24 protein-coding genes are annotated in these 25345 nt (G+C 61.7%); 16 read left to right on the top strand and 8 right to left on the bottom strand.

Annotated features, from left to right (window positions below):
• Nucleotides 1–14 precede the first annotated feature (14 nt).
• Nucleotides 15–725, top strand: coding sequence for a sensor histidine kinase (locus PYR71_RS02085; protein WP_275618043.1), 711 nt, complete (start codon nucleotides 15–17; stop codon nucleotides 723–725).
• A gap of 67 nt (nucleotides 726–792) precedes the next feature.
• Here the strand turns inward: PYR71_RS02085 and PYR71_RS02090 are convergent, their stop codons facing one another.
• The 3 genes from PYR71_RS02090 to PYR71_RS02100 form a co-directional block, all read right to left on the bottom strand.
• Nucleotides 793–1230, bottom strand: a complete 438-nt coding sequence (locus tag PYR71_RS02090; RefSeq protein ID WP_010022093.1) for a response regulator — start codon at nucleotides 1228–1230, stop codon at nucleotides 793–795.
• Nucleotides 1231–1259: 29 nt separating this feature from the next.
• Nucleotides 1260–1964: a helix-turn-helix transcriptional regulator gene (locus tag PYR71_RS02095; RefSeq protein ID WP_275618044.1), complete on the bottom strand. Its 705-nt coding sequence runs from the start codon at nucleotides 1962–1964 to the stop codon at nucleotides 1260–1262.
• Nucleotides 1965–2432: 468 nt separating this feature from the next.
• The gene (locus PYR71_RS02100) at nucleotides 2433–2810 is read right to left on the bottom strand and encodes a response regulator (RefSeq protein WP_275618045.1); all 378 of its coding nucleotides are present in this window, start codon (nucleotides 2808–2810) and stop codon (nucleotides 2433–2435) included.
• A 193-nt stretch (nucleotides 2811–3003) separates the two neighbouring features.
• On the opposite strand from PYR71_RS02100, the gene PYR71_RS02105 reads away from it, so the two are divergent.
• From PYR71_RS02105 to PYR71_RS02120, 4 genes are read left to right on the top strand one after another with little or no spacing between them, the layout of a single operon-like run.
• Entirely contained in the window at nucleotides 3004–5145 is a 2142-nt protein-coding gene (locus tag PYR71_RS02105) for a sensor histidine kinase (RefSeq protein ID WP_275618046.1), read from the top strand.
• Nucleotides 5132–5557: a response regulator gene (locus tag PYR71_RS02110; protein WP_183914495.1), complete on the top strand. Its 426-nt coding sequence runs from the start codon at nucleotides 5132–5134 to the stop codon at nucleotides 5555–5557. The genes PYR71_RS02105 and PYR71_RS02110 overlap by 14 nt, the downstream gene beginning before the upstream one ends.
• Before the next feature lie 4 nt (nucleotides 5558–5561).
• On the top strand, nucleotides 5562–7157 hold the full coding sequence (locus PYR71_RS02115; RefSeq protein WP_275618047.1) for a response regulator: 1596 nt from the start codon (nucleotides 5562–5564) through the stop codon (nucleotides 7155–7157).
• A gap of 21 nt (nucleotides 7158–7178) precedes the next feature.
• Nucleotides 7179–8861 (top strand): VOC family protein, encoded by a 1683-nt coding sequence (locus PYR71_RS02120; RefSeq protein WP_275618048.1) that lies wholly within the window; start codon nucleotides 7179–7181, stop codon nucleotides 8859–8861.
• On the opposite strand, the gene PYR71_RS02125 is transcribed toward PYR71_RS02120, so the two are convergent.
• The 3 genes from PYR71_RS02125 to PYR71_RS02135 all read right to left on the bottom strand — a co-directional run bounded on the left by PYR71_RS02125 (nucleotide 8827) and on the right by PYR71_RS02135 (nucleotide 11801).
• Nucleotides 8827–9732 carry a DMT family transporter gene (locus PYR71_RS02125; RefSeq protein ID WP_275618049.1) on the bottom strand — a complete coding sequence of 302 codons (906 nt, stop codon included), beginning with the start codon at nucleotides 9730–9732 and terminating at the stop codon, nucleotides 8827–8829. The genes PYR71_RS02120 and PYR71_RS02125 overlap by 35 nt on opposite strands.
• Nucleotides 9733–9845: 113 nt before the next feature.
• On the bottom strand, nucleotides 9846–11330 hold the full coding sequence (locus PYR71_RS02130; protein WP_275618449.1) for an FAD/NAD(P)-binding protein: 1485 nt from the start codon (nucleotides 11328–11330) through the stop codon (nucleotides 9846–9848).
• Between the two features lie 42 nt (nucleotides 11331–11372).
• On the bottom strand, nucleotides 11373–11801 hold the full coding sequence (locus tag PYR71_RS02135; protein WP_183914489.1) for an OsmC family protein: 429 nt from the start codon (nucleotides 11799–11801) through the stop codon (nucleotides 11373–11375).
• Nucleotides 11802–11946: 145 nt separating this feature from the next.
• On the opposite strand from PYR71_RS02135, the gene PYR71_RS02140 reads away from it, so the two are divergent.
• The 4 genes from PYR71_RS02140 (at nucleotide 11947) to ligD (ending at nucleotide 15883) form a co-directional block, all read left to right on the top strand.
• Complete coding sequence (locus tag PYR71_RS02140; RefSeq protein WP_097582477.1) at nucleotides 11947–12207, top strand: hypothetical protein; 261 nt, start codon at nucleotides 11947–11949, stop codon at nucleotides 12205–12207.
• Nucleotides 12208–12276: 69 nt separating this feature from the next.
• Complete coding sequence (locus tag PYR71_RS02145; RefSeq protein WP_183914488.1) at nucleotides 12277–12507, top strand: DUF2188 domain-containing protein; 231 nt, start codon at nucleotides 12277–12279, stop codon at nucleotides 12505–12507.
• An 18-nt stretch (nucleotides 12508–12525) separates the two neighbouring features.
• Complete coding sequence (gene ku / locus PYR71_RS02150) at nucleotides 12526–13380, top strand: non-homologous end joining protein Ku (RefSeq protein WP_275618050.1); 855 nt, start codon at nucleotides 12526–12528, stop codon at nucleotides 13378–13380.
• Nucleotide 13381: 1 nt separating this feature from the next.
• Nucleotides 13382–15883: a DNA ligase D gene (ligD, locus tag PYR71_RS02155; protein WP_275618051.1), complete on the top strand. Its 2502-nt coding sequence runs from the start codon at nucleotides 13382–13384 to the stop codon at nucleotides 15881–15883.
• Between the two features lie 3 nt (nucleotides 15884–15886).
• On the opposite strand, the gene ku (PYR71_RS02160) is transcribed toward ligD, so the two are convergent.
• Both ku (PYR71_RS02160) and PYR71_RS02165 read right to left on the bottom strand, forming a co-directional pair.
• A complete protein-coding gene (gene ku, locus PYR71_RS02160; RefSeq protein WP_275618052.1) occupies nucleotides 15887–16687 on the bottom strand; it encodes a non-homologous end joining protein Ku in 801 nt (266 codons plus the stop codon).
• A 78-nt stretch (nucleotides 16688–16765) separates the two neighbouring features.
• Nucleotides 16766–17911, bottom strand: a complete 1146-nt coding sequence (locus tag PYR71_RS02165; RefSeq protein ID WP_275618053.1) for a right-handed parallel beta-helix repeat-containing protein — start codon at nucleotides 17909–17911, stop codon at nucleotides 16766–16768.
• A gap of 287 nt (nucleotides 17912–18198) precedes the next feature.
• On the opposite strand from PYR71_RS02165, the gene PYR71_RS02170 reads away from it, so the two are divergent.
• The 7 genes from PYR71_RS02170 to PYR71_RS02200 all read left to right on the top strand — a co-directional run bounded on the left by PYR71_RS02170 (nucleotide 18199) and on the right by PYR71_RS02200 (nucleotide 25336).
• Nucleotides 18199–18930, top strand: coding sequence for a FadR/GntR family transcriptional regulator (locus tag PYR71_RS02170; protein WP_275618054.1), 732 nt, complete (start codon nucleotides 18199–18201; stop codon nucleotides 18928–18930).
• Nucleotides 18927–20513 (top strand): ABC transporter substrate-binding protein, encoded by a 1587-nt coding sequence (locus tag PYR71_RS02175; RefSeq protein WP_275618055.1) that lies wholly within the window; start codon nucleotides 18927–18929, stop codon nucleotides 20511–20513. The genes PYR71_RS02170 and PYR71_RS02175 overlap by 4 nt, the downstream gene beginning before the upstream one ends.
• A gap of 69 nt (nucleotides 20514–20582) precedes the next feature.
• Nucleotides 20583–21542 carry an ABC transporter permease gene (locus PYR71_RS02180; RefSeq protein ID WP_275618056.1) on the top strand — a complete coding sequence of 320 codons (960 nt, stop codon included), beginning with the start codon at nucleotides 20583–20585 and terminating at the stop codon, nucleotides 21540–21542.
• Nucleotides 21543–21545: 3 nt separating this feature from the next.
• Nucleotides 21546–22421: an ABC transporter permease gene (locus PYR71_RS02185; protein WP_275618057.1), complete on the top strand. Its 876-nt coding sequence runs from the start codon at nucleotides 21546–21548 to the stop codon at nucleotides 22419–22421.
• 19 nt (nucleotides 22422–22440) lie between these two features.
• Nucleotides 22441–23358 (top strand): dihydrodipicolinate synthase family protein, encoded by a 918-nt coding sequence (locus tag PYR71_RS02190; protein WP_275618058.1) that lies wholly within the window; start codon nucleotides 22441–22443, stop codon nucleotides 23356–23358.
• A gap of 8 nt (nucleotides 23359–23366) precedes the next feature.
• On the top strand, nucleotides 23367–24386 hold the full coding sequence (locus PYR71_RS02195; protein WP_275618059.1) for an ABC transporter ATP-binding protein: 1020 nt from the start codon (nucleotides 23367–23369) through the stop codon (nucleotides 24384–24386).
• Nucleotides 24383–25336 carry an ABC transporter ATP-binding protein gene (locus PYR71_RS02200; protein WP_275618060.1) on the top strand — a complete coding sequence of 318 codons (954 nt, stop codon included), beginning with the start codon at nucleotides 24383–24385 and terminating at the stop codon, nucleotides 25334–25336. The genes PYR71_RS02195 and PYR71_RS02200 overlap by 4 nt, the downstream gene beginning before the upstream one ends.
• Nucleotides 25337–25345 lie beyond the last annotated feature (9 nt).

The raw sequence follows: 25345 nt of genomic DNA on the forward strand, positions 1-25345 counted from the left end.
GGGGAAGCCGCCAGATGTCACCCAACCCGACGAGACCGCTTGAGACCACCGGCGAAAACGAAGAGCGCATCAAGCGTTTTCTCGCAACCGCCTCGCACGATCTGCAATCGCCGCTTCGCCATATCGCCATGTATGCCGAACTGCTGCTGGACGATCTTGAGGAGACGCTTGACGGCGAACAGCTTCAGAACCTCAGGACGATCATGGAAAAGGCGCAGACCGCGCAACGGCTCACCAAGGCATTGATGAGCCTTGCCGCTGGGGCGCCGCAGGTCACGCCCGAAGAGGTCAACCTACAGGCGCTGGCCGAACACATCTGGCCCGAGCTGGTCGATGAAACTGGGGCGCGCGACGCGACGCTTGCCTGCCGGGGCCTGCCCTCCATCCGCACCGACCCTGCCCTGTTCAGCCTGGTGCTGCGGCAGCTCATTTCCAACGCCCTCACCTATCGCAGTTCATCGCCGCCGCGTGTGGCGATCACGGCGGAGCAGGAGGGGGAGAACTTGTTGATCCGGATTTCCGACAACGGAACGGGCATCGATCCCGCTTATCGGGAGCGAATCTTCGAGCCGTTCTGGAAATTGCCGAAGGCGGGTATAGCCCCCGGCGCCGGCCTCGGCCTAACGACGGCGCAGGAGCTTCTTAAGGCGCTTGGCGGGGATATCGGCCTCGAACATTCGGACGAAAGCGGCAGCCGCTTCACCATCCGCCTCCCGATTGCCTGAGGCAAAGCCCTTTGTTTTTATGCATGTCGTTGTCCCGGAACCGCTACACACGTCCGGGCGAGATACATTAGATACTGTAATCGTCCTTCCAGAAATCCGGGACGTCATAGGTCACATATTCGCGGATGATGTGCTGCAGCGTCTGGGCGTCGATTTCATCCTTGCCGATGCGGAAGTCGACGCCGTAATCGGGAAACTCCTGGAAATAGCCGCCCGATATATCGGTCGAGACAACGCCAATCGGGCCGGTATAGCCGATGCCGCGCAGCTCGGGCACGGTTTCGCGGAAATCCGCATTGGGCAGAAGGCGGTTGTCGAGCAGGATGAGATCGAAGCGCGCCGCGCGGATCTTTTCCAGCGCGTCGCCGATCGACGGCGAATATTCGACTTCGACCAGCGGTTCGGAGAGATCGGCGATCTTCTTCTTGAGCGCGCGGAATTCAATGAACTCGTCGTCGACAAAGAGAACCTTTACCGCATTCTTTCGGACCGTTTCACTGGTCATCTCATTTTCCCCAGTCCCGAAGTCCACTGTCACGACACCAAACCGTTTCTCAGGGCGATCGCCACCATGTGGACGCGATTCACCGCGTCAAGTTTGCGCGCGGCCGCGGTGATATGCGAATTCACCGTGTGCTCGGAAAGACCAAGTATGATCGCGATCTCCGCCGAGGTCTTGCCCTCGCTCGTCCATTTGACAATTTCCGATTCGCGCTGGGTCAGCCGTCCGGACATTTCATGCGTCAGGATTTCCTCGTAGAGCTTATCGAAAATCCGCATGGCGTCGAGAAGCAGGTCGGCGATCTCGCCCTGATCCGGCTCTTCACGCTCGCCGCTCAGCACCAGGCAATATCGCCGCCCTTCCGGCGTGAACAGCGGAATGAAAAGGAAGACGCCGCTGCGGAACTCGTTGAACAGGCGATCGGAGGGATAGGTATCCGGCTCGGCACTTCTGCCATGGACCGGCGTTGCCAGAAACTGGGCGCTCTTTGCCCGGACCGTCCCGAGCGCCTCTTTTAATGTCGCGATGAACAGGCCGACGCGGCGCTCGTGGACATTGGTGATGACGACATCGCGTTCCCCGAAAGGAGCCGAAGCTTCGGAAATGCGGGCAAGCGCGAAATTGTCGAAGTGATAATGCCGTGCCGCCGCTTTCAGCAGACGGAAAAAATCGGTGCGGTTGATCGCCCGGCTCAGCTCCGGCCCGGCATGAAAGGGAGTTGCCGCGGCATTGCTCATTCCCAATCTTCCTCTCCCCCGATCCCCAAATCTTGGGATATACGTCCTAAACGCGAAGAGCTACAAAAATTGCGAGACGGTTGATGAGAGATATCGAAACGGGGACTTTCGGTACGCAAAGCAGAAATCATCAGTTATCTCAACTACAGGTGATGCGCGGGCAGGTTATACTGAGGGGCAGTACTTCTTACCTGGGTATCGTAAATCTTCACGCGTCCAACATCCATGAATGCGAGAAGGCAGTGCCAGACGTAAGCGCGAGAGAGCCGATAAGCCCATTCAGCTAAGGGGTTGGCTGAAGTTCGTGGCGGCGAACGCGGGTCCATTCGGTTCTCTCAGCGCTTATTTTTAATTCCGTCCGCTTCGTTTCGGTTGCATCTTGGGATGCACACTCGGCCTTGTCAATTGCGGTTTGTCATATCGCCCGGACGAACGCGAGGAAACGCACCATCCGGTTTTTGTCGTTTCCTACACTTCAAGATTGAGAACGATCGCGGCAAGGTCAAGCGGCTTCTCGAGGTAATAATCGGCACCGGCTTCAAGCGCGCGGGCGCGATCCTCATCGGCATCCGATCCGCTGCAGATCGCAAGACGCATCGTGCTGAACCGATCGTCGCCGCGCAGCCTGCTCAGCAGACCGATGCCGCTGTCGAGCGGCATGTAGAGATCGGCGATCAACAGCTCCGGCGGAGCCCAGCCTTCGGCCACGCGCTGCTTCAGCGCCTCGAGCGCTGTCTCGGCGGTCGAAAAACAGAACAGATCGACGTCTATCTGCTGCTTCTTGCGGATATAGTCGAGATAGAAGAGATCATCCCTGCTGTCGTCGACGTACACGATGGTAGGCATCCAGCACCATGATTTGGATATTGTTCGATGAACCTCACCGTCCTTCGATCTCACGATATCGCGATTTCACGAAAATTCGATCTGTCTTATCGAAAAATCATTTCGCAAAAAGCGCGGCGACGGCTTCGCCTGCCTATTGAGTATTCCTCGATTTCGGAAAAAATGGCCGCGCGAACCGAAGGAGGATACACGGGTGCAGGATAAGGGCAACGTGGACCTGCAGGATCAGCGAAGGCGGCGCTACCGCGCCTTCGCGATTGCTGTCGGCTGCCTGATGTTGCTTCTCGGCGCCAGTGCACTGGCCGGCTGGTTGTTGCAGATCGCGATCGTCATCTCGCTGATCCCCGGCTTCCCGTCGATGGCATTCAACACCGCCCTCTGTTTCGTGCTTTCCGGCGTCGGGCTTGCCGCCTCGACGCTGGCCGGCCGCGGTTTTCGCATGGCGGCAACGGTCATGGCGGGGTTTGCGGCGGCGATCGCGGCGACCCGGCTCGTGGAAATCGCCATGCTCGGCCGGCGTTCCCACAATGTCGATATGCTGATCTCGCACCTCTTGGTTCCGCCCGACTTCATCGCCGAGATCGGCGGCGGCATGGGCCCCAACACCGCATTGATCTTCCTGATCGCCAATTTTTCGCTGCTGCTCTCCCTCCACTTCGAGACGTCGAAAAGCCAGGTGGTACAGGAGCTGACCAGCTACGTCGTCATCACGCTCGGCATGATCGCGCTCGCCGGCTATGTCACCGATGCCGAACAGGGCTACCGCTGGGGCCCCTATGCGGCGATGGCGCTGCATACGGCGATCGGCCTGGTGTTCTTCGGCTCGGGCCTTCTTGCCCGCTCCTGGTGGCTGCAGCCGGCAAACCGGGCGCAGATCCCGCTCTGGATCCCGGCGGCGGTCTGCTTCACCGGCCTTCTTGTCGATCTCTATACGCCGCTTGGCCTTGCCAACGGCATTCTCTACGTGCCGCTGGTGTTGACGGCCCTCTGGTTCGGCAACAGGAATGCGCCGCTCTTCTTCGCCTTTGCCTGCACCGTGCTGCTGATGCTCGGCTTCCTCGCCGTCCGGCACGACGAAGCGGGCTTCTGGCAGGAGATCGCCAACCGCACGATCACCGCCGCCACGCTCTGGCTGATCGCGATCCTCGTCTTCTATTTCCTGCGCAACCACCACAATCTCGAGGCGGAACGCATCCGCTTCGGCGCATTGGTGCGCAGCACGCCCGATGCCGTCATCGTCATTGACGAACGTGGGACGATCAAGAGTTTCAATCCGGCGGCCGAAAGCATGTTCGGCTATTCCCCGCAGGAGACGATCGGCCGGAACATCAAGATGCTGATGCCGGAGCCCTATCATTCCGAGCACGACGGCTATCTCGCCCATTACCGGCAGACCGGCGAGGAGCGCATCATCGGCACGACGCGCATGGTCTCCGGGCGGCGCAAGAACGGCATCGTCTTTCCGATCGAGGTGTCCATCAGCGTCGTCCGAAGCGGTGAGACAAAGACCTTCGTCGGCATCGTTCGCGACATCAGCGAGCGCGCGCGGCAGGAAGAGCGGATGAAAACCACGCTTGCCCAGCTCGAGGCCTATACCGCCGAACTCGAGCGCAGCAACCACGACCTCGATGAATTCGCCTATATCGCCTCGCATGATCTGAAGGAGCCGCTGCGCGGCCTGCACAACCATTCCCGCTTTCTCCTCGAGGACTATCAGGACAAGCTCGACGATGACGGCGTGCGCCGGCTGAACCGCCTGGTGCGTCTCAGCCAACGCATGGAGAAGCTCGTCAACGACCTGCTTTACTTCTCCCGGCTCGGGCGACAGCAGCTGGCGGTCAAACGCGCCGACATCGGTCTGATCGTCAAGGATGTGGTCGCGACGATGGAGCTCCTGCTGGAGGAGCGGCATGCCAAGGTCGTCATCGACGGCCGGCTGCCGGACGTGGTCTGCGACGCGCCGCGGCTGACCGAAGTGTTCCGTAATCTGATCACCAACGCGATCAAATACAACGACAAGCCGGCGCCGCTGGTCTCGATCGGCTATCTCGAACGCTATGTCGGTCAGGACGGCACGGTTGCCCGCAACGTGTTTTTCGTTAGGGATAACGGCAAAGGCATACCCCAGGAATTCCATGAGGACATTTTCCGCATTTTCAAACGTCTCGAAAAGTCGCAGGATTCCGACGACGGGACCGGAGCAGGCCTCACCTTCGTCCGCAAGATCATCGCGCGGCACAATGGTGATATCTGGCTGGAATCCGAAGTCGGCGTCGGCACGACATTCTATTTCACCCTGGGAAGAAGGCGCGAGGGGCAGAATGCAGCAGCGTGACACGCAACCGATCCTCATCGTCGAAGACAGCGAAGACGATTTCGAAGCGACGATGCGCGCCTTCAAGCGCACCAACCTGCGCAACTCGATCCGCTGGGCAGCCTCCGGGCAGGAAGCGCTCGACATGCTCGCGACGATGGTGCCGAAACCCGGGCTGATCCTGCTCGATCTCAACATGCCCGGCCTTGACGGCCGCAAGACGCTCGAGGCGATCAAGTCGAACGGCGGCTGGCGCAAGATTCCGGTGGTGATCCTGACGACCTCCGACGACGAGCGCGACATCGAAGGCTGCTATGCGCTCGGCGCCAATACCTATGTGCAGAAGCCGGTCGATCTCGACGGCCTGTTCGCCGCGATCCAGCGACTGAAGGAATACTGGTTCGAAATCGCGATCCTGCCGCTCGAGGATTGACGGTTTGGCGGAAGACTGCTGCATTCTCATCATTGACGACAATATCGATGATCGCGAGGTCTATCGTCGCATATTGGGCCGCATCTCCAGCACCATTTACACCGTCGTCGAGGCGGAAACCGGCCAAGAGGGACTTGCGCTGAACGGGCGCAAGCGGCCGGACTGCATCCTGCTCGACTATTCGCTGCCGGGGCGCGACGGGCTCGGCGTGCTTGCCGATCTACTGGAGGACGATCCTGCCGCCAATGTCATCATGCTGACCGGCCAGGGCAGCGAGACCGTCGCCGTCGAAGTGATGAAAGCCGGCGCGCGCGACTATCTCACCAAAGATTCGCTTTCGCCCGAAACGTTGCATCGCTGCATCCAGAACGCCATCATGCACGGCATGCTGGAAGCGCAGCTGGAGCGGAAGCGGCAATCGCTCGAGATCTTCACGCGCGCCATGGCCCATGATCTGAAAGAGCCGCTGCGAACGATAAAATCCTTCAGCCGCATCCTGCACGGTTCCGCGGCACTTCCGGCCGAAGACCGGGAACTGCTCGATTATGTGCTGAGCGCCGCCGACCATATGGAAGACCTGATCGTCAAGGTCTCGGGTTTCACCAAGCTCGAAGCCTATGGCGGGCCGGAGCTGACGCCGGTCGCGCTGTCCGATGTGCTCAACCAGGTGGAGGACAATTTGCGTCAGCAGATGGAGAGCCGCGGCGCCGCGATCATTCGCGGGGCTCTGCCGGAGGTCATGGGCGATGCGACGCTGCTGACCCAGCTACTGCAGAACCTAGTGTCGAATGCCATCCGCTATTGCGATCAAAAAGCTCCGGAGGTGACGATCTCGGGCGAAGCGCAGGGAGATACCTGCTGCCTGATGGTGCGTGACAACGGGCCGGGCATCGATCCCCAGCACCGCGAGCTGATCTTCCAGCCGTTCAAGCGGCTGGTCGGCCGCGGCATCGAGGGAACCGGGCTCGGCCTTGCCATCTGCCGCCGCATCGCTCAGCTGCACGGCGGCGCGATCTGGTACGAACCGGAGAAGGGGCCCGGCGCCACCTTCATCGTCGAAATTCCGCTCGCTGCGGCGCGGCCCGCGGCGCCCACCGCGTCGGCCGTTCCGCCCAGCGCAAAGCCTGCAGAGCAGCCAAGCGGAGGTTCCGGCAGGCTTGCCGAAGTGCTGCTCGTCGAAGACAGCCCGGCCGACATCCAGATTCTGAAGATCAAGCTGATGCGGCGGGAGAAAGTGACCTTCAACCTGCATGTCGCCACCAACGGACGCGAGGCGATGCGGCTACTCGAAGAGCGCGCCGACATCGCCGACCTGCCGCAGATCGACCTGATGCTGCTCGACATCAATATGCCGATCATGGACGGCTTCGAGGTGCTGAACGCACTGTCGGCCGACGCCCGTCTGAAACGGATTCCCGTCTGCATTCTCAGCACCTCAAGCGATGAGACCGACATGCAGCGGGCCAGAAACCTCGGCGCGCGCGCCTATATGGTGAAGCCGCCGACCCTGCAGCAACTGAAAGAGGCGCTCGAAGATGTCGATCATTTGGAACTGCTGCAGCGCGGCGATTCGCTTGCGCTTTGTGCGGAACAAAACTAAGCGGTGGTCATTGGCAACGGTATGACTTTCGCAGCTCTCATACTCGCGCTCCTGACGACGCCGCTTCAATCAGGACTGCTCTCGATGGTATCAGGCATACATCACGTTACAGCCATCACCCGAAAGGTGCAGGCAAACGTGGACTTTTACGCCGGCTTTCTCGGCATGCGCCTCGTCAAGCAGACGGCCGGCTACGAGGATGCGACGCAGCTCCATCTCTTCTACGGCGATTCGGCAGGTACGCCGGGTTCGCTCGTCAGCTTCCTCGTCTGGGAAGATGGCGCGCCCGGCCGGGCGGGTTACGGCCAGATCAGCGAAATTTCGCTGGCGATCGATCCGGCGAGCATCGGCTACTGGCTGACGCGCGCCATGAGCTTCGGCCTGCGTTCGGAGGGACCCGCCGATGAATTCGGTGAGCCTGTCCTCAGGCTGAAAGACCCCGACAATATCATCCTCAAGCTCGCGGGTGCAAAGGACCTCACATTGCCGACCGTCTGGGACGGCGCCTCGATCCCGGTCGAGCATGCCGTCAAGCGGGTGCGCGGCGCAACGATGCTGACGGAAAAGCCGGCGGAGAGCCGCAGCTTCCTCGAAGGCCATTTCGGCTACCGCTTCCAGGCCAACCGCGGCACGATCGACAGGTTAGTATCGCAATCGGGCGACGTCATCGATGTGCGCGATGCGCGCGGCTTCTGGTCTGGCGCGCCGGGAACCGGCACCGTCGATCATGTCGCCTTCCGGGCTGCCGACGAGGAGGCGCTGCGTTCGGTATCCAAGGCGCTGGAGAAGACCGATGCATCGCCGACCAACATGCACGACCGCAAGTATTTCCGCTCGCTCTATGCCCGCGAGCCCGGCGGCACGCTGGTGGAGCTTGCAACCGACAAGCCCGGCATGACTGTTGACGAAGAGCATGCGGCCCTCGGCACCAAGCTCTTCGCGCCGCCGGAAGCGATCACCAATCTCAACGATCTCAAGGTGATTCTGCCGCAATTTTCGATGCCTGGCCAGCCGCGCATCAATTACCGCGAGCTGCCGTTCGTCCATCGCTTCTATACACCGCCGAATCCCGATGGCAGTGTCTTCGTGCTCCTGCACGGCTCGGGCGGCAATGAGACGACGCTGATGCCGCTCCTCAACAAGGCGGCGCCGCGCGCAACCCTGATGGGCGTGCGGGGCCGCGCGACCGAAGAGGGTTTTCCGCGCTGGTACAAGCGCATCACCCCCTTCTCCTTCGACCAGAACGACATCAGGACCGAGGCCGAAGCCTTTGCGGCCTTCATCGAAGGCGCCGTCAAATCCTACGGGCTCGATCCCAAGAAGATCGTCTATGTCGGCTATTCCAATGGCGCCAACCTCCTAAACTCGCTGCTCTACCTGCACCCGAACCTCGTTCACAAGGCGGTGCTGCTGCGCTCCATGCCTGTACTCAGCGACTACCCGCATGCCGACCTCAAGGGCACGGACCTGCTCGTCATCAGCGGCAAGACGGATGCCTACGGCAAATATGCGAGCGAGCTGGAGGAAAGGCTGAAGAGTTCGGGCGCCACCGTCGATTCCGACGTCATCCCCGGCGGTCACGACCTCGGCGATGCCGATGTGCCGATCATCCAGAAGTGGCTGCTCCAGAGAATGGGCGAAGATCCCCCGCCGCTGGAGCAGCAAGCGGTCAAGCCGCCGAGCGAGCCATTCGGGCAACCATAATGCCGGCGAGCACCACTGCGGCGCCTAGCGCCTGCATCGTCCCGATCGCCTCGTCGAGCAGCGCCCAGGCGAGGACTGCGGCGACGACCGGCTGAAGCAGCAGCGTCAGCGATGAAAAGGCGGGCGGCAGATAGGCCAGCGCATAGGTGATCGCCACCTGCCCGCCGGCATGACTGATAAAGGCGAGGCCGAAGAGGATTGACCAGCCGTAGACGGTCGCCGGCAGCATCTGGCCTTCGAAGAAGAAGGCTATCGGGAAGATGCAGACGGCAGCCGATGCCGTGCTCCACAGCATGATGCGGATCGTATCGAACCGGCTGCGCAGCCTGCCGATCGCCAGGATATAGCAGGCATAGAAGAAGGCGGCGACCATCGCGGCGCCGTCGCCGCTTAAATCGCCATTGCCGAGCCCTGCCGGACCACCCTTCAGAATAACGACCCCAGCAAGCGCCAGAAGCAGCCCCAACAGGAAGACGCCGCTGGTTCTCGCCCTGAAAAACAGGACGGCGATCAACGTGACGAAAACAGGCGCGAGATTGGCAAGCAGCGTCGCGTTGGCGACCGACGTCATGGTGAGAGAAAGGTGCCAGGCGGCAAGGTCAAGCGCCAGCATGACGCCCGGAAGAACCAGCATGCCGTGGTCGGCAAGGCTTTGCGGTCTGGGTCCGGCATTCTTCTTCAGCAGCGAGACGATGAAGATCGGGATCAGCGCCAACGCTACGCGCCAGAACGCGGTGGCCATCGGCCCGACCTCGGAAAGCCGCACGAAGATCGGCGAGCCGCCGATCGCCGCCCCGCCGAGAACGAGCGCCGCAAGAGCGAGACGATTGGAAGGCGAGGCTTCGGAAAGGGTGGAAGCGGTCTGCGACATGATCTCGATATTTCCGATCGCCGTCCGAACACCGGCAGCGGGCCACTGATTGCCGAGTGCGTAGCAGAAGTCGACCGCCGGGGACAGTCGATGAGCGACATCGAAATGGAAAATCAGGCAGGATGCGCATTCGACGCAGCCAGTCGCAGCTTCGAGGCGATTTCGGACGCGACGAAGAAAGCATGCTCAGTCACCTGCGGCAGCCCCATCAGCTCGCCGAAGGTGCCGCGCGCCAAGGGACCGGAGATCAAGAGCGAAGGGTCCGCGGCCCCCGACGGGCCGATCGCCTCCGAGCGCTCGGTGCAGGCAAGGCCGAGGCCTGTGGGATCGAGCGACAGGTGGCCGCTTGCCGCGAGCGCCGAGAGCCAGGGCTGGGTTTCGAGAATGCCGCCATGGGCCGGCCCGGTCGTGACGACGACGGCGTCGTAGCTGCGCTCCAACGGCGGGCGGCGGTGGCGCGGCTGCAGGGTGCACGGAATGCGTTCGCCTTCGATGCGCGCATCGGCGACCGAGGCGGCGAGGATTTCGAGACGACCGGCAGTGATCGCCGCATCGAGCACGGCTTCCACCTGCGGCGCGATGCGGAAGCGATGCACATCCCAATAGGCACGCAGATGGCGGACGACACGGCGCCGCTCGGCCATCGGCAGCGCCTGCCAGAGATCAAATCCCTGCGCCCGCACCTGATCGATCACCCCATGCCAGCTTATGCCCTGCGCCTTCGCCGCGTCTATGGCGGCGCGGATCCCCGCCAGCAGCGAAACGGCGGAATGAGCCGCATCGGCAACGAAATCGCCATAGAGAGGCTGCGGCACCGGCGCATGCCCGCGCGAGCGCAGGCCACGGCGCGAGATCGCCGTCACCGGACCATCATGTCCGCGTTCGGCAAGCGAGGCAATGACATCGGCGGCGGTCAGGCCATTGCCGATGACCAGCACCCGGTCGTGGGGACGGATGACGTCGAGCGCGCCCGGCTTCGTCGTGTCGGCTACGAAACGGGGATGGGCGGCCAGAAGGGTTGTAAGCCGTCCGGGAGCGACCGGCGGCGGGTGGCTGGTGGCGATCGCGACGATATCGGCCTCGGTCAGGCCGCCCTTGTCGTCGCGGATCGACCAGCGGCCGGCATGGCGCTCGACATGGGTCACGGCCGCACGGCAATGGCGCACGCTGCCGTCGTCCATGAGCGGTTTCAGCAGGGAGGCAACATAGTCGCCGAAGAGCCGACGCCGGGGAAAGATCTGGCCGTCGGAGCGCCTTGCCTCGGGGTCACAGGCGACGGCGTCGCGGGCGTCGATCCAGGTCTGGAATTCGCCCTGGTCGTCAGGCTGCAGGCTCATCTTGGCGGCCGGAACATTGATGCGGTGGGCCGGGTCGTCCGTGTCATAGGCCAGGCCGCGACCGAGCTCGGCGCGCGGCTCGAAGACGACGATGGCGGCATGGGCGTCGTCCACCGCCCGGGCGAGATGATAGGCGACGCCCGCGCCGGAGACACCACCGCCGATGATGGCGACGACAGGTGTTCCGGACGTCGGCAGAGGCTTGGGCTGCATGATGGCCGAGACCGTTGCTTCGATGGCTTGAGCATAGAAGCGGGATATTGCCCGCGCAATCCTCCGTTTGCGATTGTCTATGTGTGCATATCAGCTCGAGATCGTCGTCGAGAATTCGGGATTGCCGCGGATGGTGTTGCTGACCGTGCAGATTTCCTCTTCGGCGGCCCGGACGATCTTGCTGCGTGTCTCCTCGTCGACATCGCCCTTGATCGAGAAGACGATGTTGAACTTCGCAACGCGTGAAAGCCCTTCCGTCGCCTTTTCGCCGGTGACGTCGGCAGCGATCTCGCTGATCCTGTCGAGAACGCCGATCTGGCTGGCGGCGATGCGGGCGCTGAGCACGAGGCAGGCGGAGAGCGAGGCATAGAGCAGATCGAGCGGGCTGAAGCCCGGCTGCGACGGCGCGGTGACGATATCGATCTCGCCCTTCGTGGTAGACGTGACATGCGGAAAACCGGTGCGGCCGAGAGTGGCGTTGGCGCCGGTCGGACGAGGGCGAGCCTTAAGATCAGCCATGAAGGAATCCTCTGACAACAGCTTCGCAGAGATAGGACAATCCGCACCGGCCGGCAACGGCGCCGGTGGTCTCCGATAGCGGAACCTTTCCATCCGCCATCAGTTGATTACACCTGAGCGAAATCAGCAACAAGGGTGGATTGGGATGCCGCATGTCCGCAAGATGGATCGTCAAGACCGGCGGATGGATGCCCGCGACCGGCTGATCGTTGCGCTCTATGCACAACTGAAGGCCGAGCGGGAAACACGCGAAACGTTGGAATGGGCGATCCGCAACGGCGCTATCTCGCAGGAGGTGCTGGAGGCGATTGCGGCCGATCCGGTTCCCGTCGTCACCAGCGAGGATATCGCTTCGCTCGAGAAAATCATCGCCCTCGATGAAAGGCGCAAACCAAATCGGAACTAGAACCCAAGCTGCGCAGCGGTCCTGGGGCCCGACTTGCGTAAAAGGCGTTCGAAGAAGAGGAGATCCGAAATGGCCGATATCACCTATCAGGTCGTCCCGCATGACAATGGCTGGGCCTACAAGCTCGGCGACACGCTGTCGGAGACCTACGCGACGGCTGACGAAGCGATCGCCCGCGCCAAGGACGCCGCGTCACGTCAGAAAATCGGCGACGGCGACGCGCTGCTCGCCTATCCTTCACCCGATGGCGGCTGGGCGTTTCAGGAGCTCGAAACCGACAAAAGCAGTGGTCGGCTCTGATTTGTCACGGAGGATGGAATGGCCGCGCGGGCAAGCTGGAAAGGTCATCTGAAGGTAGGCGACCTTGCTTGCTCCGTCGGGCTCTATACCGCCGTTTCCTCCTCCGACCGCGTTTCGTTCAACATCATCAATCGCAGGACCGGCCATCGCGTCGAACGGCAGTTCGTCGACAGCGAGACCGGCAAGCCGGTGGAGCGCGACGACCAGGTCAAGGGCTATCGGATGGAGAACGGTGATTACATTGTCATCGAAGGCGACGAGATTGACTGGATCATGCCGGAGAGCGACAAGGTGCTCGATGTCAACGCCTTCATCGCCTATGACGATATCGACAAGCTCTATTTCGACCGTCCCTATTATCTCGCCCCCGTCGATGAGCATGATGAAGAAGCGCTGTCGCTGATCATCGGGGCCATGAGGGACGCCAAGGTGGCGGCGCTGGCCGAAGCTGTGCTTTTCCGGCGCAACCGAACGCTGCTGATCCGGCCGCATGACACCCACATCATCGCGACCATGCTGAACTTCGACTATGAGGTCCGCTCGGCCGACACCGTCTTCAGGGACATTCCCGATATCAAATTCGACAAGGAAATGCTCGAGCTCGCCGGGCATATCATCGAAACCAAACATGGCAGCTTCGATCCGAGTGAGTACGAGGACCGTTACGAAGCTGCCCTCGTCGAATTGGTCAAGGCAAAGATCGAGGGCCGGGCGCCGCCGAAGAAGAAACCGGCGCCGGAACGCAAGGTGGTCGATCTGATGGAAGCGCTGCGCCAGAGTGCGAAATTGAGCGGCAAGAGCGCGGGGAAGAAGAGGCCGGCAACGAAGAAGGCGCCGGCGCGCAGCGACAGCCAAGGGAAGAAGGCAGGCTGAGATGGCACTCGAGACCTATCAGGCGAAGCGCAATTTCAAACTCACCCCGGAGCCGCGCGGGCGCAAGGGCCGCAGCACAGGCAACAGTTTCGTCATCCAGAAACATGATGCGACAAGGCTGCATTATGACTTCCGGCTCGAAATGGATGGGGTGCTCAAGAGCTGGGCGGTGACGAAGGGGCCGAGCCTCAACCCGGAGGAGAAGCGCCTGGCCGTGCATGTCGAAGACCACCCCCTGTCCTATGGCGATTTTGAAGGTATCATACCGAAAGGGCAGTATGGCGGCGGCACCGTCATCGTCTGGGACCGCGGCACTTGGACGCCGCTCGGCGACGTTCACAAGTCCTATCGGAAAGGCCATCTGGAATTCGAGCTCGATGGCGAGAAGCTGAAGGGACGCTGGCATCTCGTGCGCATGCACGGCCGGCCCGGCGAGAAGCGCGAAAACTGGCTGCTGATCAAGGGGGATGACGCCGAGGCGCGCCATGACGGCGACATTCTCGAGGAACGGCCTGAATCGGCCAAGACCGGTCGGCAACTCGAGGAGGTGGCGGAGAACCCCGATGCGACCTGGAAGTCCAAATCCGGAAACGGCAAGGCGGTTGCCGCCAAGAAGCCGGCACAAAAGGCGAGGCCGTCAGTATCCGACGAACGCCCTAAAGGCGCGCGCAGGGGCGTAATGCCCGACTTCATCGAACCGGCGCTCGCCAAGCTGAAACCGAAGCCGCCGGCGGGCGATCGCTGGATCCACGAGATCAAGTTCGACGGCTATCGGCTGCAGGTCAGGGTGGAGGACGGCAAGGTCCGTATGTTGACCCGCAGCGGCCTCGACTGGACGGCAAAATTCGGCAAGGATGTGCTCGACGCCTTTGCCGCGCTGCCGGTGCACTCGGCGGTGATCGATGGCGAAATTGTCGTCGAGCGCGATAGCGGCGCTTCGGATTTCTCAGCGCTCCAGCGCGATCTGAGCGAGGGTCGCAACGACCGCTTCGTCTTCTATGCTTTCGATCTCCTCCATCTCGACGGTCACAAACTGGTTGATGCCACGCTCATTGATCGCAAGCATCTGCTGGAAAGCCTGCTGCCTGCCGATAATGACAGGCTGCGTTACAGCGCGCATTTCAACGAACGCGGCGGCCTGGTGCTCGATCATGCCTGTCGGCTCAGCCTCGAAGGCGTGATCTCCAAGCTGCGCGACAGTAAATACACCTCGGGACGCAACGGCGATTGGATCAAATCGAAGTGTTCGCAGCGGCAGGAATTCGTTATCGGCGGCTTTGTGCCGTCGACATCGATGGAGAATGCGATCGGCTCACTGGCAATGGGTTACTATCAGGGTGGCGAGCTCAAGCATGTCGGGCGGGTCGGCACCGGCTACACGGTGGCAACCGCGCAGATGCTCTATGAGAAACTGTCACGCCTTGCGCAGAATGAGAACTCATTCGACGACAAGCTCACCGCCGAGGAGCGGCGTGGGCTGATCTATGTCAAGCCGCAGCTCGTTGGCGAAGTCGAGTTCCGCGCCTGGTCGGCCGACGGCAATCTGCGTCATGCAGCCTTCCGCGGACTGCGCGAGGACAAGCTCGCCAAAGAGGTCACGCGCGAGACAGAACAGACCGCAGCCCGCCCACTGCCGACAGCCGCTGTGACGCTCACCCACCCCGACCGCATCTACTGGCCGGACGAGGGTGTTACCAAGGAGGGGCTGGCGGACTATTATGCCCAGGTCTGGCGCTTCATGGCGCCTTATGTCGTGAACCGCCCATTGGCGCTCTTGCGTCTGCCGGACGGAATCAATGGCCGTCAGCGGTTTTTTCAGAAACACGCCTGGAAGGGCATGAACCCGCATATCGATCAGATCATCGATCCGAAGGACAAGCAGGGTGAAAAGCTGCTGCGGATCACCGATTTCGACGGTGTCGTGGCACTGGTGCAGTCGGCCGTGCTTGAAATCCACCCGTGGGGCACGACGACCGACAATTGGGAAAAGCCCGACATGATCACCATGGACCTCGATCCCGGCGAAGAGGTAGCGTGGGAAGATGTGATAGCCGCCGCTTACGAATTGAAGGCGCGGCTGGAAGCCGAAGGTCTCGCCCCCTTCGTCAAGACGTCAGGCGGCAAGGGCCTGCATGTGGTGACGCCGCTCACGCCGAAAGCCGGCTGGGTGCAGGTAAAGGCATTTGCCAAATGGCTGGGCGACAGCATGTCGGCCGACAATCCCGACCGTTATCTGGCGACGGCGACGAAGGCGAAGCGCAAGGGGAGGATCTTCATCGATTATCTGCGCAACGGCCGCGGCAATACGGCAGTTGCGGCCTATTCGACGCGGGCAAGACCGGGTGCGGCGGTCTCCATGCCGCTGGAATGGAGTGAACTCACCGCCGACATCGGGCCGGCCTATTTTACCGTCGACAATACGCCGACGCGGCTCGACGCCTTGCCCGGAGATCCCTGGGATGGATTTTTCGCGGCGGCGAAACCGTTGGAAAAGAAGCGATAGGAATTATCGCGGCTTCCTGTTGCCTTCCGCCAAGCTCTTCTTCAGCGCATCCATGATGTTGATGACGTTGCCTGTCGATTTCACCGGTGGCGGCTTTTTGGCGGGCGCGGCCTGCTTCAAGGTCTTCTTTTTGCCGCGGATCATCGATTTCAGGCGCTTCTGGATCGGATCCTGCACCATGGTCGGGCTCCAATCCTTCGTCTCTTCCTTCACCAGCTGTTTCATCAGCGTCAAAAGCTTGCTGTCGACCTTTGCCTTGTCGTCGATTTTGGCCAGGGGTTCGCGCACCTCGTCGCCATAACGCAGGGTCCAGAGGATGATGCCCTTGCCTTGCGGCTCCAGCAGCACGGCGCGCTCGCGACGATAGAGAACTAGACGGGAAATACCGACGACGTCGTTCGCCTTCATCGCCTCGCGAATGACGCAGAAGGCTTCCACGCCGACCTTGTCCTCGGGCGCCAGGAAATGCGGCTTGTCATACCAGATCCAGTCGATCGAGCCGCGCGGCACGAAACTGTCGATATCGATGGTGCGGGTGCTTTCCAGCCCGACCTCCTCGATCTCTTCGTCTTCGAGAAGGACATAGTCGTCCTCGCCACGCGGATAACCTTTCACCTGATCCCTGTCGGCCACCGGCTTGTGGGTCACGCTGTCGACATAGCGGCTTTCGACACGGTTTTTCGTCTGGCGATTGAGGACGTGGAAACGCACCTTGTTGCTCTCGGTCGTCGCCGGCGTCAGCGAGACGGCGGCGGTGACGAGCGAGAGCTTGAGATAACCTTTCCAGAATGTCTGGCGTGCCATGGCTGTCCCGTTTCCCCGATACGGTGGGGCATGGCAATCAACGGCAAAGCCGGTCTTTGGTTCCGGGCCCGGGCATGCTCAGATCGTGAGATACCGCTTCTGCCACGGCAGCTTTTTTTCCTGCCATGCGCGCGGCGTGAAATCGTCATAGGCAGTCTCGGCAATCGCCAGCATCCAATTGCGGCCCTTGCGGGCCAGCAGCACGCAAGACAATTCCATGCCGGGTTCGACGGCAATGGAAGGCCGGTTGGCGCCGGGGATATCCACGCCCTTGTCGCGCCACTGGATGACGATTTCATCGGGTTCGGATGTCCATTCCCCTGAGGCGACGGATGCCTTGCCGTCCGCGTTGAAGCGAAGCGGTGGCGGCGTAATGTTCAGGAAGCTGCCGTCATTGTGATAATTGCCATCGATCTGACCGGCGGTGGCTTCGCCCGTTCCTTTCAAAAGGATGTCCTGCCGGCAGCGCATAAATATGTTGCGCCGGAGGCTGCCCGACCACGGACGATTGGCGAAGAAGGCGATGTCGCATCCGCTGATGACGTTGTCATGGATATCGATATCCTTACGAAATGCCCGCTCCTGGTCGGAAAAGCCGCTCAGGCTGATGCCGCGATTGTTGTTCTCGATCCAGTTGTCGTAGAGGTGATGGCCGGCATGATCGGCCTTGTCGCCGATGCCGTAGCCGAAGGAATAGTCGTTCATTCTGCCGTCGCGCATGATGTTGCTGCGCACCACGGCATCGTCGCCGATCGACGAAAAGGAGAAATTCTTGCCGCCGATGAAGTTGTACTCGACGCGGTATCTCCGGGTTTTATCACAGACCAGCGCGCCCTTGTTCGACGTGCTTGTCGGCGACTGCAGGAAGAGGTTACCGCGGACCACGATATCGGAACTGATGTTGTCGTCGCTGTTTTGATAGGCGAACTGACAACAATCGGCGCCCTCGCCCGGTGCTTCTCCCATCCGGTTGTTCTCAAGAAGCACGTTCGACGTCTTGGTCAGATAGATGCCGTCGCCCCTGACGTTCTCCGTTTCGCAGCGCCTGACGACAAGGTTCTTGCCATTGTGAAACTTGAAGCCGCGCGGAGAGTTCTTGACGACGACGTCTTCGACCACCGTATCGGAAAACACCTGATAGGCGACGCCGATATCCTCCGCGCCATCGATGACCTGCGCCCGCGTGGAGACGCCATGAGATTTCTTTCGCAGGATTGCGGGCATCGGATCTCCATCGGCTCGGTTACTTGGGCACCTCTTTTCAGAGGCGCCAGGGATGCGGTAACGCATTGAGCTGCTGCATGGCTTATCCTTAAATCAATTCCGATTTAAGAAATACGCAGTCGCGCCGAATTAATGCAGGGCATGTGGCAGGAGTTTGACGGCCCGCTTCACTTCGCAGGCCGTCATGCGATCTCAAAGCGGTCACCGACGGATCAGCAAATACATTTGACGGATATCCTACAAGTGGATATGTTTTGACTACCTTCCGCAGACCGAATGAGAACGGCATGTCGCTGAAATCCATGAAGCCTCTCGCCCGCGCGCCTCTTCTCCACGTGTCCGTGCAGGAAAGCCTGCGGGCCTATATCAGCGACAACGGATTGAAGCCCGGCACGATGCTTCCGGCCGAATCCGACCTGGCGAACCAGCTCGGCGTCAGCCGCAATTCGCTGCGTGAGGGCATCAAGGCACTGGAATCGCTGGGGGTACTGGAATCTCGCCGCGGCATCGGCATCTTCGTAAAAGCCTTCTCATTCGAACCGCTGCTCGACAATCTCGCCTATGGCCTCGGCGGCGCCTTGCGCCAAATCGAGGAAGTGATCGAGATCCGCCGGACCCTCGAAGTCGGCCTGATCGGCAAGACGGTCGAGATGATCGGCGACGACGATATCGCCGAGCTGCGCGCCACGGTGGACCGCATGCGGGTCCATGCCGAACGTGGACAATCCTTTGCCGACGAAGACCAGCTTTTTCATACCCTGCTCTTCCGCTGCCAGCACAACGAGACCCTTGCCCGGCTGATCGATGTGTTCTGGCTCGCCTTCTACAAGGCCTCGGATTTCGTAAATCTGGAGAATGTCGATCCCGTCGCGACCTGGAGGGATCACGTGGCGATCGTCGATGCCATCGAGGCGAAGGACGTCGCGCAAGCGCAGAAACGCCTGGACCGCCACTATGACGGCATTTCCCGAGTGATCGCCGCCAATAAGAAAAGTGCCAATGTGGGAGGAGCACAATGAAAGGACTGTTCAGATTATCATCCGCCGTCGCGCTAGCTGCGATGATGGCGACGACCACTATTCCGGCCTTCACCAGCCCGGCGCAGGCCGCCACGCTGTCGGGCGGCTTCGATGTCGGGCCGGGCGGTTTCCAGGGCAATTTCAACCCGCTCGCCGCGACCGGCGGCTTCACCTGGCTCAGCGTCTATTTCGAGCCGCTGGTGACCTATGACGAGAAGCTCGAGAAAGTCGTCGGCCAGCTCGCCTCATCCTATGAGGTCAGTCCCGATCAGATGACCTACACGTTCAAGCTCGCCGATGCGAAATGGCATGACGGCAAACCCTTCACCGCAAAGGACGCGAAATTCACCATCGAGCTTGCCAAGAACGCCAAGACCGGCTCGGTTCTCGCGGCTCGCCTTAACGCCGTTTCCTCGGCCGAAGCCAAGGACGACAAGACGCTGGTCATCAAACTGTCGGCTCCGTCGGCAAGCCTGATGGACACGCTGACGAAGGTGATGATGCTGCCGGAGCACGCGCTGTCACAGATCCCGGCGGACCAGCTCGCCAAGAATACATGGTGGTCCACCGCGCCGATCGGCACCGGGCCGTTCAAGTTCACCAAATACGTCACCGATCAATATGTCGAACTTGCCGCCAACACCGATTACCGGGGCGGCAAGCCGGCGCTGGAAAAGATCATCAACCGCTATTTCGCCAATCCGGCTGCGGCGATTGCAGCACTGCGCGCCGGCGAAATCGAGTTCACCTATGTCGATTCGAACGACCTGAAGGCCTTCGACAACAACAAGAATTTCCGCGTCATCGAAGGCAACTCCTTCGTCGTCAACTATCTCGGCTTCAACCATGATTCACCGATCTGGAAGGATGTCCGGGTGCGTCAGGCGGTGATGTATGCGGTCAATCGCGACGCGATCATCCAGAGCCTCTACGGCGGCGCCGCCAAACCGGCAAACTGCGCCTATATCGCCGACCAGGTGGTGCCGAAGGGCATCGAAACCTATGCCTACGACCCGGAAAAGGCCAAGCAGTTGCTGAAGGAAGCCGGCTGGGATCAGATCAACGGCGACAAGCCGATAACGCTTCTGACCTATTACACGACGCCACTTGCCGCCAATGTCATGGCTGCGGTCCAGGCAATGCTCGCCCAGGTCGGCATCAACGTCACGCCGCGCGCCGTCGACACCCCGACCTATAACAGCATCGTGCTCAACCCGACGCCCGACGTCGCACAGTTCCAGATGGTTTATGCCGGCCTGCAAAACGGCCCTGACCCGGGCAGCATCAATGTCGGCCTTAACGAGAAGCAGATCCCGCCGGCCGGCCCGAACGTCGCCCGCGTGCGCATGCCGGCGCTGACCGCCGCTCTCGATGCGGCGCTTGGCGAGACGGATGCCGCAAAGCGCGAGGCCCGCTACGAGGAGGTCTGCAAGGTGATGAACAAGGAACTGCCCTGGGGTCCGCTCTGGGTGGCGAAACGTTATGGCGTCGCCTCCGCCAAACTGAAGGACTTCGTCTGGACGCCTGCCCCCGGCGGCGGCCCTTACCAGGCGCATCCGGAAAAATGGGCGATTGCCGAATAGGGCGTAGCGCATCCTGAGAAGCAAAGGGCGGCCAGGTGGCGAACCTGTCCGCCCAGGAACGGGTTTTTCATGCTGAGATACAGTCTCCGGCGCCTGCTGATCGGCGTGGGCATGCTGCTTGCCTTGAGTGTGCTGATCTTCGTCATGCTGCACCTGACCCCCGGCGATCCGATCGACGCCTATATCGATCCCAATGTGCCGATGTCATCGTCGGATCTTGCGGAACTGCGCGTCACACTCGGCCTCGATCAGCCGCTGCCGGTGCAGTACGTCGCTTGGCTGGGGCAAGCGCTGACGGGAAATCTCGGTTATTCGATCAAACGGCCCGACCAGCCGGTGCTCGGTCTCGTGCTCTCGCGTGTCGGGCCGACGGTCCTCTTGATGGGAACGGCGATCGCGATCGCGATTATCGCCGGCATCGCGACCGGCATCGTCAGCGCGGTTCGCCGCAACTCCATCGCCGACCTGTCCTTGTCGGTCTTCGCAGTCACTGGCATCTCCAGCCCGCCCTTCCTCAGCGCTCTGGTGGGCCTTTATCTGTTTTCGGTCTATTTCCGCTGGATGCCCTCCGGCGGCATGCTGACGCCCGGCCGCGAATTTTCCGTCGCCGACCTCCTCCATCACCTCATCCTGCCCGCGACACTTCTGGCTGTGGCGCAGACAGCGCTGATCATGCGCTACATGCGCGCTTCCATGCTCGAGGTCCTGAACCAGGACTATGTGCGCACCGCGCGCGCCAAGGGCGTTTTCGAATTCTGGGTCATTGCAAAGCATGCGCTGCGCAATGCGCTGCTGCCCGTCATCACACTGATTGGCTCGACCATCGGCCTTGCGATCGGCGGGGCGATCTTCATCGAAAGCGTCTTCAACTGGCCCGGGATGGGCCTGCTGATGGTCGATGCGGTGGAAGGCCGCGACTATCCTGTTATCATGGGTTCGACGCTCGTGATCGGCGCATGCGTCATCGCCGTCAACCTTCTGACCGATCTAGCCTATGCGCTGGTCGATCCGCGGATCAAGGTGGGCTGAGCGATGCCGGCACGAAGCCCCGCCCGTAGTCCGGGCCCGATCGCACGCTCCCTGCATCGCTTTCTGCTCAACCGGGCCGCCTTCGCCGGCCTCTGCATGATCGCGCTGGTGATCGCGGCGATCCTTTCCTATCCGCTGTGGTGGAGCTTCAAACCCAACGACATCGATCTGCTGGCGATGAATGCGCAGCCGGGTTCCAGACACTGGTTCGGCACCGACGGCGTCGGCCGCGACATCTTTGCCCGGGTCATGGACGGTGGCCGGATCTCGCTTTTGGTGGCCCTCACCTCGACCGTCATTTCCGCCGTCATCGGTTTCCTGGTCGGCGCAGTCTCGGCGCTTGCGGGCCGCTTTGCGGATGCCGTCACCATGCGTTTCGTCGATCTCGTCATGACGCTGCCGCCGGTCATCTTCCTGCTGGTGCTCGCCTCGATCGCCGGCACCGGCATCTGGCCGACGGTCTTTGTCATCTCGCTGCTCTCCTGGCCGCTGCTGGCGCGCATGGTGCGCTCGCGGCTGCTGGAACTCCGCGAGCGTGATTTTGTGATGGCGGCTAGAGGCATGGGGGCGGGTCTGCCGCACCTGCTCTTTCGCCATGGCCTGCCGAACTCGATCGACATCCTGGTCGTCTTCGCGACGCTGCAGATTGCCAATGCCATCCTGCTCGAGGCCGGCCTTTCCTTCCTCGGGCTCGGCATTGCGCCGCCGGCGGCAAGCTGGGGCAACATGCTGAATGCCGCCCGCTCCACCGCCGTGCTCGAGCAATATCCCTGGCAGTGGCTGTTTCCCGGCGGTTTTCTGGTGCTGGCCGTCCTTGCAATTAACTTCATTGGCGATGGTCTTCGCGATGCCTTCGACCCTCGCGCCGAATTAAACTGACGATCGAAAGAAAGCGAAAATGAGCAAATTCAAGGGTGTCGTTCCTCCCGTCATAACCCCGCTGAATGAGGATTACAGCGTCGATTACCCGTCCTACACGCGGGTGCTGGAAAACCTGATCGAGGCGGGATGCCACGGCGTGTTCGTGCTCGGCTCGACCAGCGAGGTGATCTTCCACGACGAGCAAACCCGGCGGGAGATCATCGAGCATTCGGCGAAGGTCATCAACGGCCGCGTACCGCTGATCGTCGGCGTCATCGATCCCACCACGGACCGGGTCATCAACCATGCCAGGATCGCCAAATCGGCCGGCGCCGACGCGGTGGTCGTCACGGCGCCGTTCTATACGGTGACCAGCCAGGCCGAGACGATCGATCACTTCCGCTATATTCGCGATGCCGTCGACGTGCCGCTGATCGCCTATGACATTCCCGTCTGCGTGCATGTGAAACTGCAGCGCCAGACCAGCGTGACGCTGGCAAAGGAGGGAACCATCATCGGCATCAAGGATTCGAGCGGCGACGACGGCAATTTCCGCTACGTGCTGCTTGATCTCGCCGACAACAAGGATGTCTTCCTGATGACCGGCTCCGAAATCGTCGTCGACACGGCGCTGCAGATGGGCGCCCATGGCGTGGTGCCGGGCATCGCCAATGTCGATCCGCATGGTTACGTCAGGCTCTGGAATGCCGCTCAGCGCGGCGACTGGGGCGCGGCCCGCAAGGAGCAGGAGCGGCTCTGCCGGCTCTTCGAAATCGTCTGGGTCGGAGCGGGCCGAGTCAGCGGCGGCGCTGCCGGCATCGGCGCCTTCAAGACGGCGATGAAGAGCCTCGGCATCATTGATACAGCGCTGATGCCGCGCCCGCGGGCAGCCCTCAACGAGGCTGAAACGGCGAGGATCGAGGAAATCCTCCGCGCCACCGGCCTGCTTGCCTGATGGATGCCATGCCACAGACCGCCGACACCATTCTCGACATCAAGGGGCTGCGGACCGTCTTTCGCATCCGCTCGGGCGAGGTGACGGCGGTCAACGGCATCGATCTGAGTGTCGCTGCCGGCGAGACGCTGGCGCTCGTCGGCGAGTCCGGCTCGGGCAAATCGGTCACCAGCCTTTCGGTCATGCGGCTGCTGACCCGCAATATCGGTGTCATTGCCGCCGGCACCATCGATCTGAAGCGCAAGGATGGTACCGTCAGGAACCTTGTCTCGCTCCCCCAGCAGGAAATGCGCGCCATTCGCGGCAATGATATCGGCATGGTCTTCCAGGAGCCGATGTCGAGCCTCAACCCGGTCTACACCATCGGCGACCAGATCTCCGAGCCGATCCGCATTCATCGCGGGGCCAATCGGAAAGCAGCCATGGATGCGGCCGTCTCGCTTCTCGACAGCGTCGGCATTCCCGATTCCAGGCGCCGTGCCGGTCAATATCCGCACGAGCTCTCCGGCGGCATGCGACAGCGCGCCACGATCGCCATGGCCCTTGCCTGCGACCCGACGCTGCTGATCGCCGACGAGCCGACGACGGCGCTCGACGTCACCATCCAGGCGCAGGTTCTGGCCCTGCTGCAGAGGCTGCAGCGTGAACGCGGCATGGCCATGCTCTTCGTTACCCATAATCTCGGCGTCGTCGCCGAAATCGCGCATCGGGTGGCGGTCATGTATGCCGGCCGGATCGTCGAGACGGGGCCGGTAGCCGAGGTTTTCCGCAATCCGCGACATCCCTATACCATCGGCCTGCTGGCCTCGATGCCGAAACTCGGTGATGCGAGCCGGATGAAGCAGGCGGGCGAAAGGCTGGCGGCCATTCCGGGCGTCGTGCCGAGCCTGGTGAACATGCCGGCCGGCTGCGCTTTCCAACCGCGATGCCAATTTGCCGTCGACGCCTGTCGCGCGGCCGTGCCGCCGCTTGCCGATGTCAATCCGCGTCACAAGAGCCGCTGCATTCGCTGGCAGGAGATCAGATGAGCGCGCCCCTTCTCTCGGTCCGCGAGCTCGGAAAAGTTTATACCTCCCGCGGCGCCAGGCTGACCATCCTGCAGGCCATTTCCTTCGATATCGGCAAGGGCGAGGTGGTCGGGCTGGTCGGTGAATCCGGCAGCGGCAAGACCACGATCGGACGATCGGTGCTGCGCCTCATCGAACCCTCCGCCGGCAGCGTCCGCTTCGACGGCACCGAACTCACCAGCCTGTCTTCATCGGCAATGCGGCGCCTGCGGCCGCGGATGCAATATATTTTTCAGGACCCGTTCGCGAGCCTTTCGCCGCGTATGACGATCGGCGAAATTCTGACCGAGGGACTGAAGATCCAGGACCTTGGCACGGCAAAAGAGAGATTGGAACGCGCCCGCGCCGCGCTCGAACAGGTCGATCTGCCCGCGGACGCCGTCAACCGTTACGCTCACGAGTTCTCGGGCGGCCAGCGGCAGCGGATCGGCATCGCCCGGGCGCTGACGCTCGCGCCGGAGTTCATCGTCGCCGACGAGCCGGTCTCCGCGCTCGATGTCTCGATCCAGGCGCAAGTGATCAATCTTCTGCGCGACCTGCAGCAGCGACTTGGCCTGACCATGCTGTTCATCAGTCACGATCTCGCCGTGGTCGAATATATCTGCGACCGGGTGATCGTCCTCTATCTCGGCCGGATCATGGAAATCGCGCCAAGTGCTGCGCTTTATGCCAGGCCGCTGCATCCCTACACGCGGGCGCTGCTCTCGGCGATCCCCTCGCCCGACCCCGATGCGCCGCGCGACCGCCAGATCCTGAAGGGCGATATTCCGAGCTCCGCCGATCCGCCGAGCGGTTGCGTCTTTCGCACGCGCTGTCCGAACGCCCTGCCGGCCTGCGGCGAGACCGTGCCGGCGCTGCGCGAAATGACGCCCGGGCATTTCAAGGCCTGCATCCGAGATGACCTCGACTGAAGGAAGTGA

Origin of the sequence: Rhizobium mulingense, assembly GCF_029194105.1 — a bacterium.
In the GTDB taxonomy this organism is placed as follows: Bacteria; Pseudomonadota; Alphaproteobacteria; order Rhizobiales; family Rhizobiaceae; genus Rhizobium; species Rhizobium mulingense.

What these genes read in the sequence shown, in the direction of transcription:
- PYR71_RS02140 (WP_097582477.1), top strand. Translation starts at nt 11,947, where the DNA reads ATGCCGCATGTCCGCAAGATGGATCGTCAAGACCGGCGGATGGATGCC.
- PYR71_RS02170 (WP_275618054.1), top strand. Translation starts at nt 18,199, where the DNA reads ATGTCGCTGAAATCCATGAAGCCTCTCGCCCGCGCGCCTCTTCTCCAC.
- PYR71_RS02085 (WP_275618043.1), top strand. Translation starts at nt 15, where the DNA reads ATGTCACCCAACCCGACGAGACCGCTTGAGACCACCGGCGAAAACGAA.
- PYR71_RS02175 (WP_275618055.1), top strand. Translation starts at nt 18,927, where the DNA reads ATGAAAGGACTGTTCAGATTATCATCCGCCGTCGCGCTAGCTGCGATG.
- PYR71_RS02195 (WP_275618059.1), top strand. Translation starts at nt 23,367, where the DNA reads ATGCCACAGACCGCCGACACCATTCTCGACATCAAGGGGCTGCGGACC.
- ku (WP_275618050.1), top strand. Translation starts at nt 12,526, where the DNA reads ATGGCCGCGCGGGCAAGCTGGAAAGGTCATCTGAAGGTAGGCGACCTT.
- PYR71_RS02165 (WP_275618053.1), bottom strand. Translation starts at nt 17,911, where the DNA reads ATGCCCGCAATCCTGCGAAAGAAATCTCATGGCGTCTCCACGCGGGCG.
- PYR71_RS02135 (WP_183914489.1), bottom strand. Translation starts at nt 11,801, where the DNA reads ATGGCTGATCTTAAGGCTCGCCCTCGTCCGACCGGCGCCAACGCCACT.
- PYR71_RS02120 (WP_275618048.1), top strand. Translation starts at nt 7,179, where the DNA reads ATGACTTTCGCAGCTCTCATACTCGCGCTCCTGACGACGCCGCTTCAA.
- PYR71_RS02190 (WP_275618058.1), top strand. Translation starts at nt 22,441, where the DNA reads ATGAGCAAATTCAAGGGTGTCGTTCCTCCCGTCATAACCCCGCTGAAT.
- ku (WP_275618052.1), bottom strand. Translation starts at nt 16,687, where the DNA reads ATGGCACGCCAGACATTCTGGAAAGGTTATCTCAAGCTCTCGCTCGTC.
- PYR71_RS02110 (WP_183914495.1), top strand. Translation starts at nt 5,132, where the DNA reads ATGCAGCAGCGTGACACGCAACCGATCCTCATCGTCGAAGACAGCGAA.
- ligD (WP_275618051.1), top strand. Translation starts at nt 13,382, where the DNA reads ATGGCACTCGAGACCTATCAGGCGAAGCGCAATTTCAAACTCACCCCG.
- PYR71_RS02145 (WP_183914488.1), top strand. Translation starts at nt 12,277, where the DNA reads ATGGCCGATATCACCTATCAGGTCGTCCCGCATGACAATGGCTGGGCC.
- PYR71_RS02200 (WP_275618060.1), top strand. Translation starts at nt 24,383, where the DNA reads ATGAGCGCGCCCCTTCTCTCGGTCCGCGAGCTCGGAAAAGTTTATACC.
- PYR71_RS02125 (WP_275618049.1), bottom strand. Translation starts at nt 9,732, where the DNA reads ATGTCGCAGACCGCTTCCACCCTTTCCGAAGCCTCGCCTTCCAATCGT.
- PYR71_RS02090 (WP_010022093.1), bottom strand. Translation starts at nt 1,230, where the DNA reads ATGACCAGTGAAACGGTCCGAAAGAATGCGGTAAAGGTTCTCTTTGTC.
- PYR71_RS02180 (WP_275618056.1), top strand. Translation starts at nt 20,583, where the DNA reads ATGCTGAGATACAGTCTCCGGCGCCTGCTGATCGGCGTGGGCATGCTG.
- PYR71_RS02185 (WP_275618057.1), top strand. Translation starts at nt 21,546, where the DNA reads ATGCCGGCACGAAGCCCCGCCCGTAGTCCGGGCCCGATCGCACGCTCC.
- PYR71_RS02100 (WP_275618045.1), bottom strand. Translation starts at nt 2,810, where the DNA reads ATGCCTACCATCGTGTACGTCGACGACAGCAGGGATGATCTCTTCTAT.
- PYR71_RS02095 (WP_275618044.1), bottom strand. Translation starts at nt 1,964, where the DNA reads ATGAGCAATGCCGCGGCAACTCCCTTTCATGCCGGGCCGGAGCTGAGC.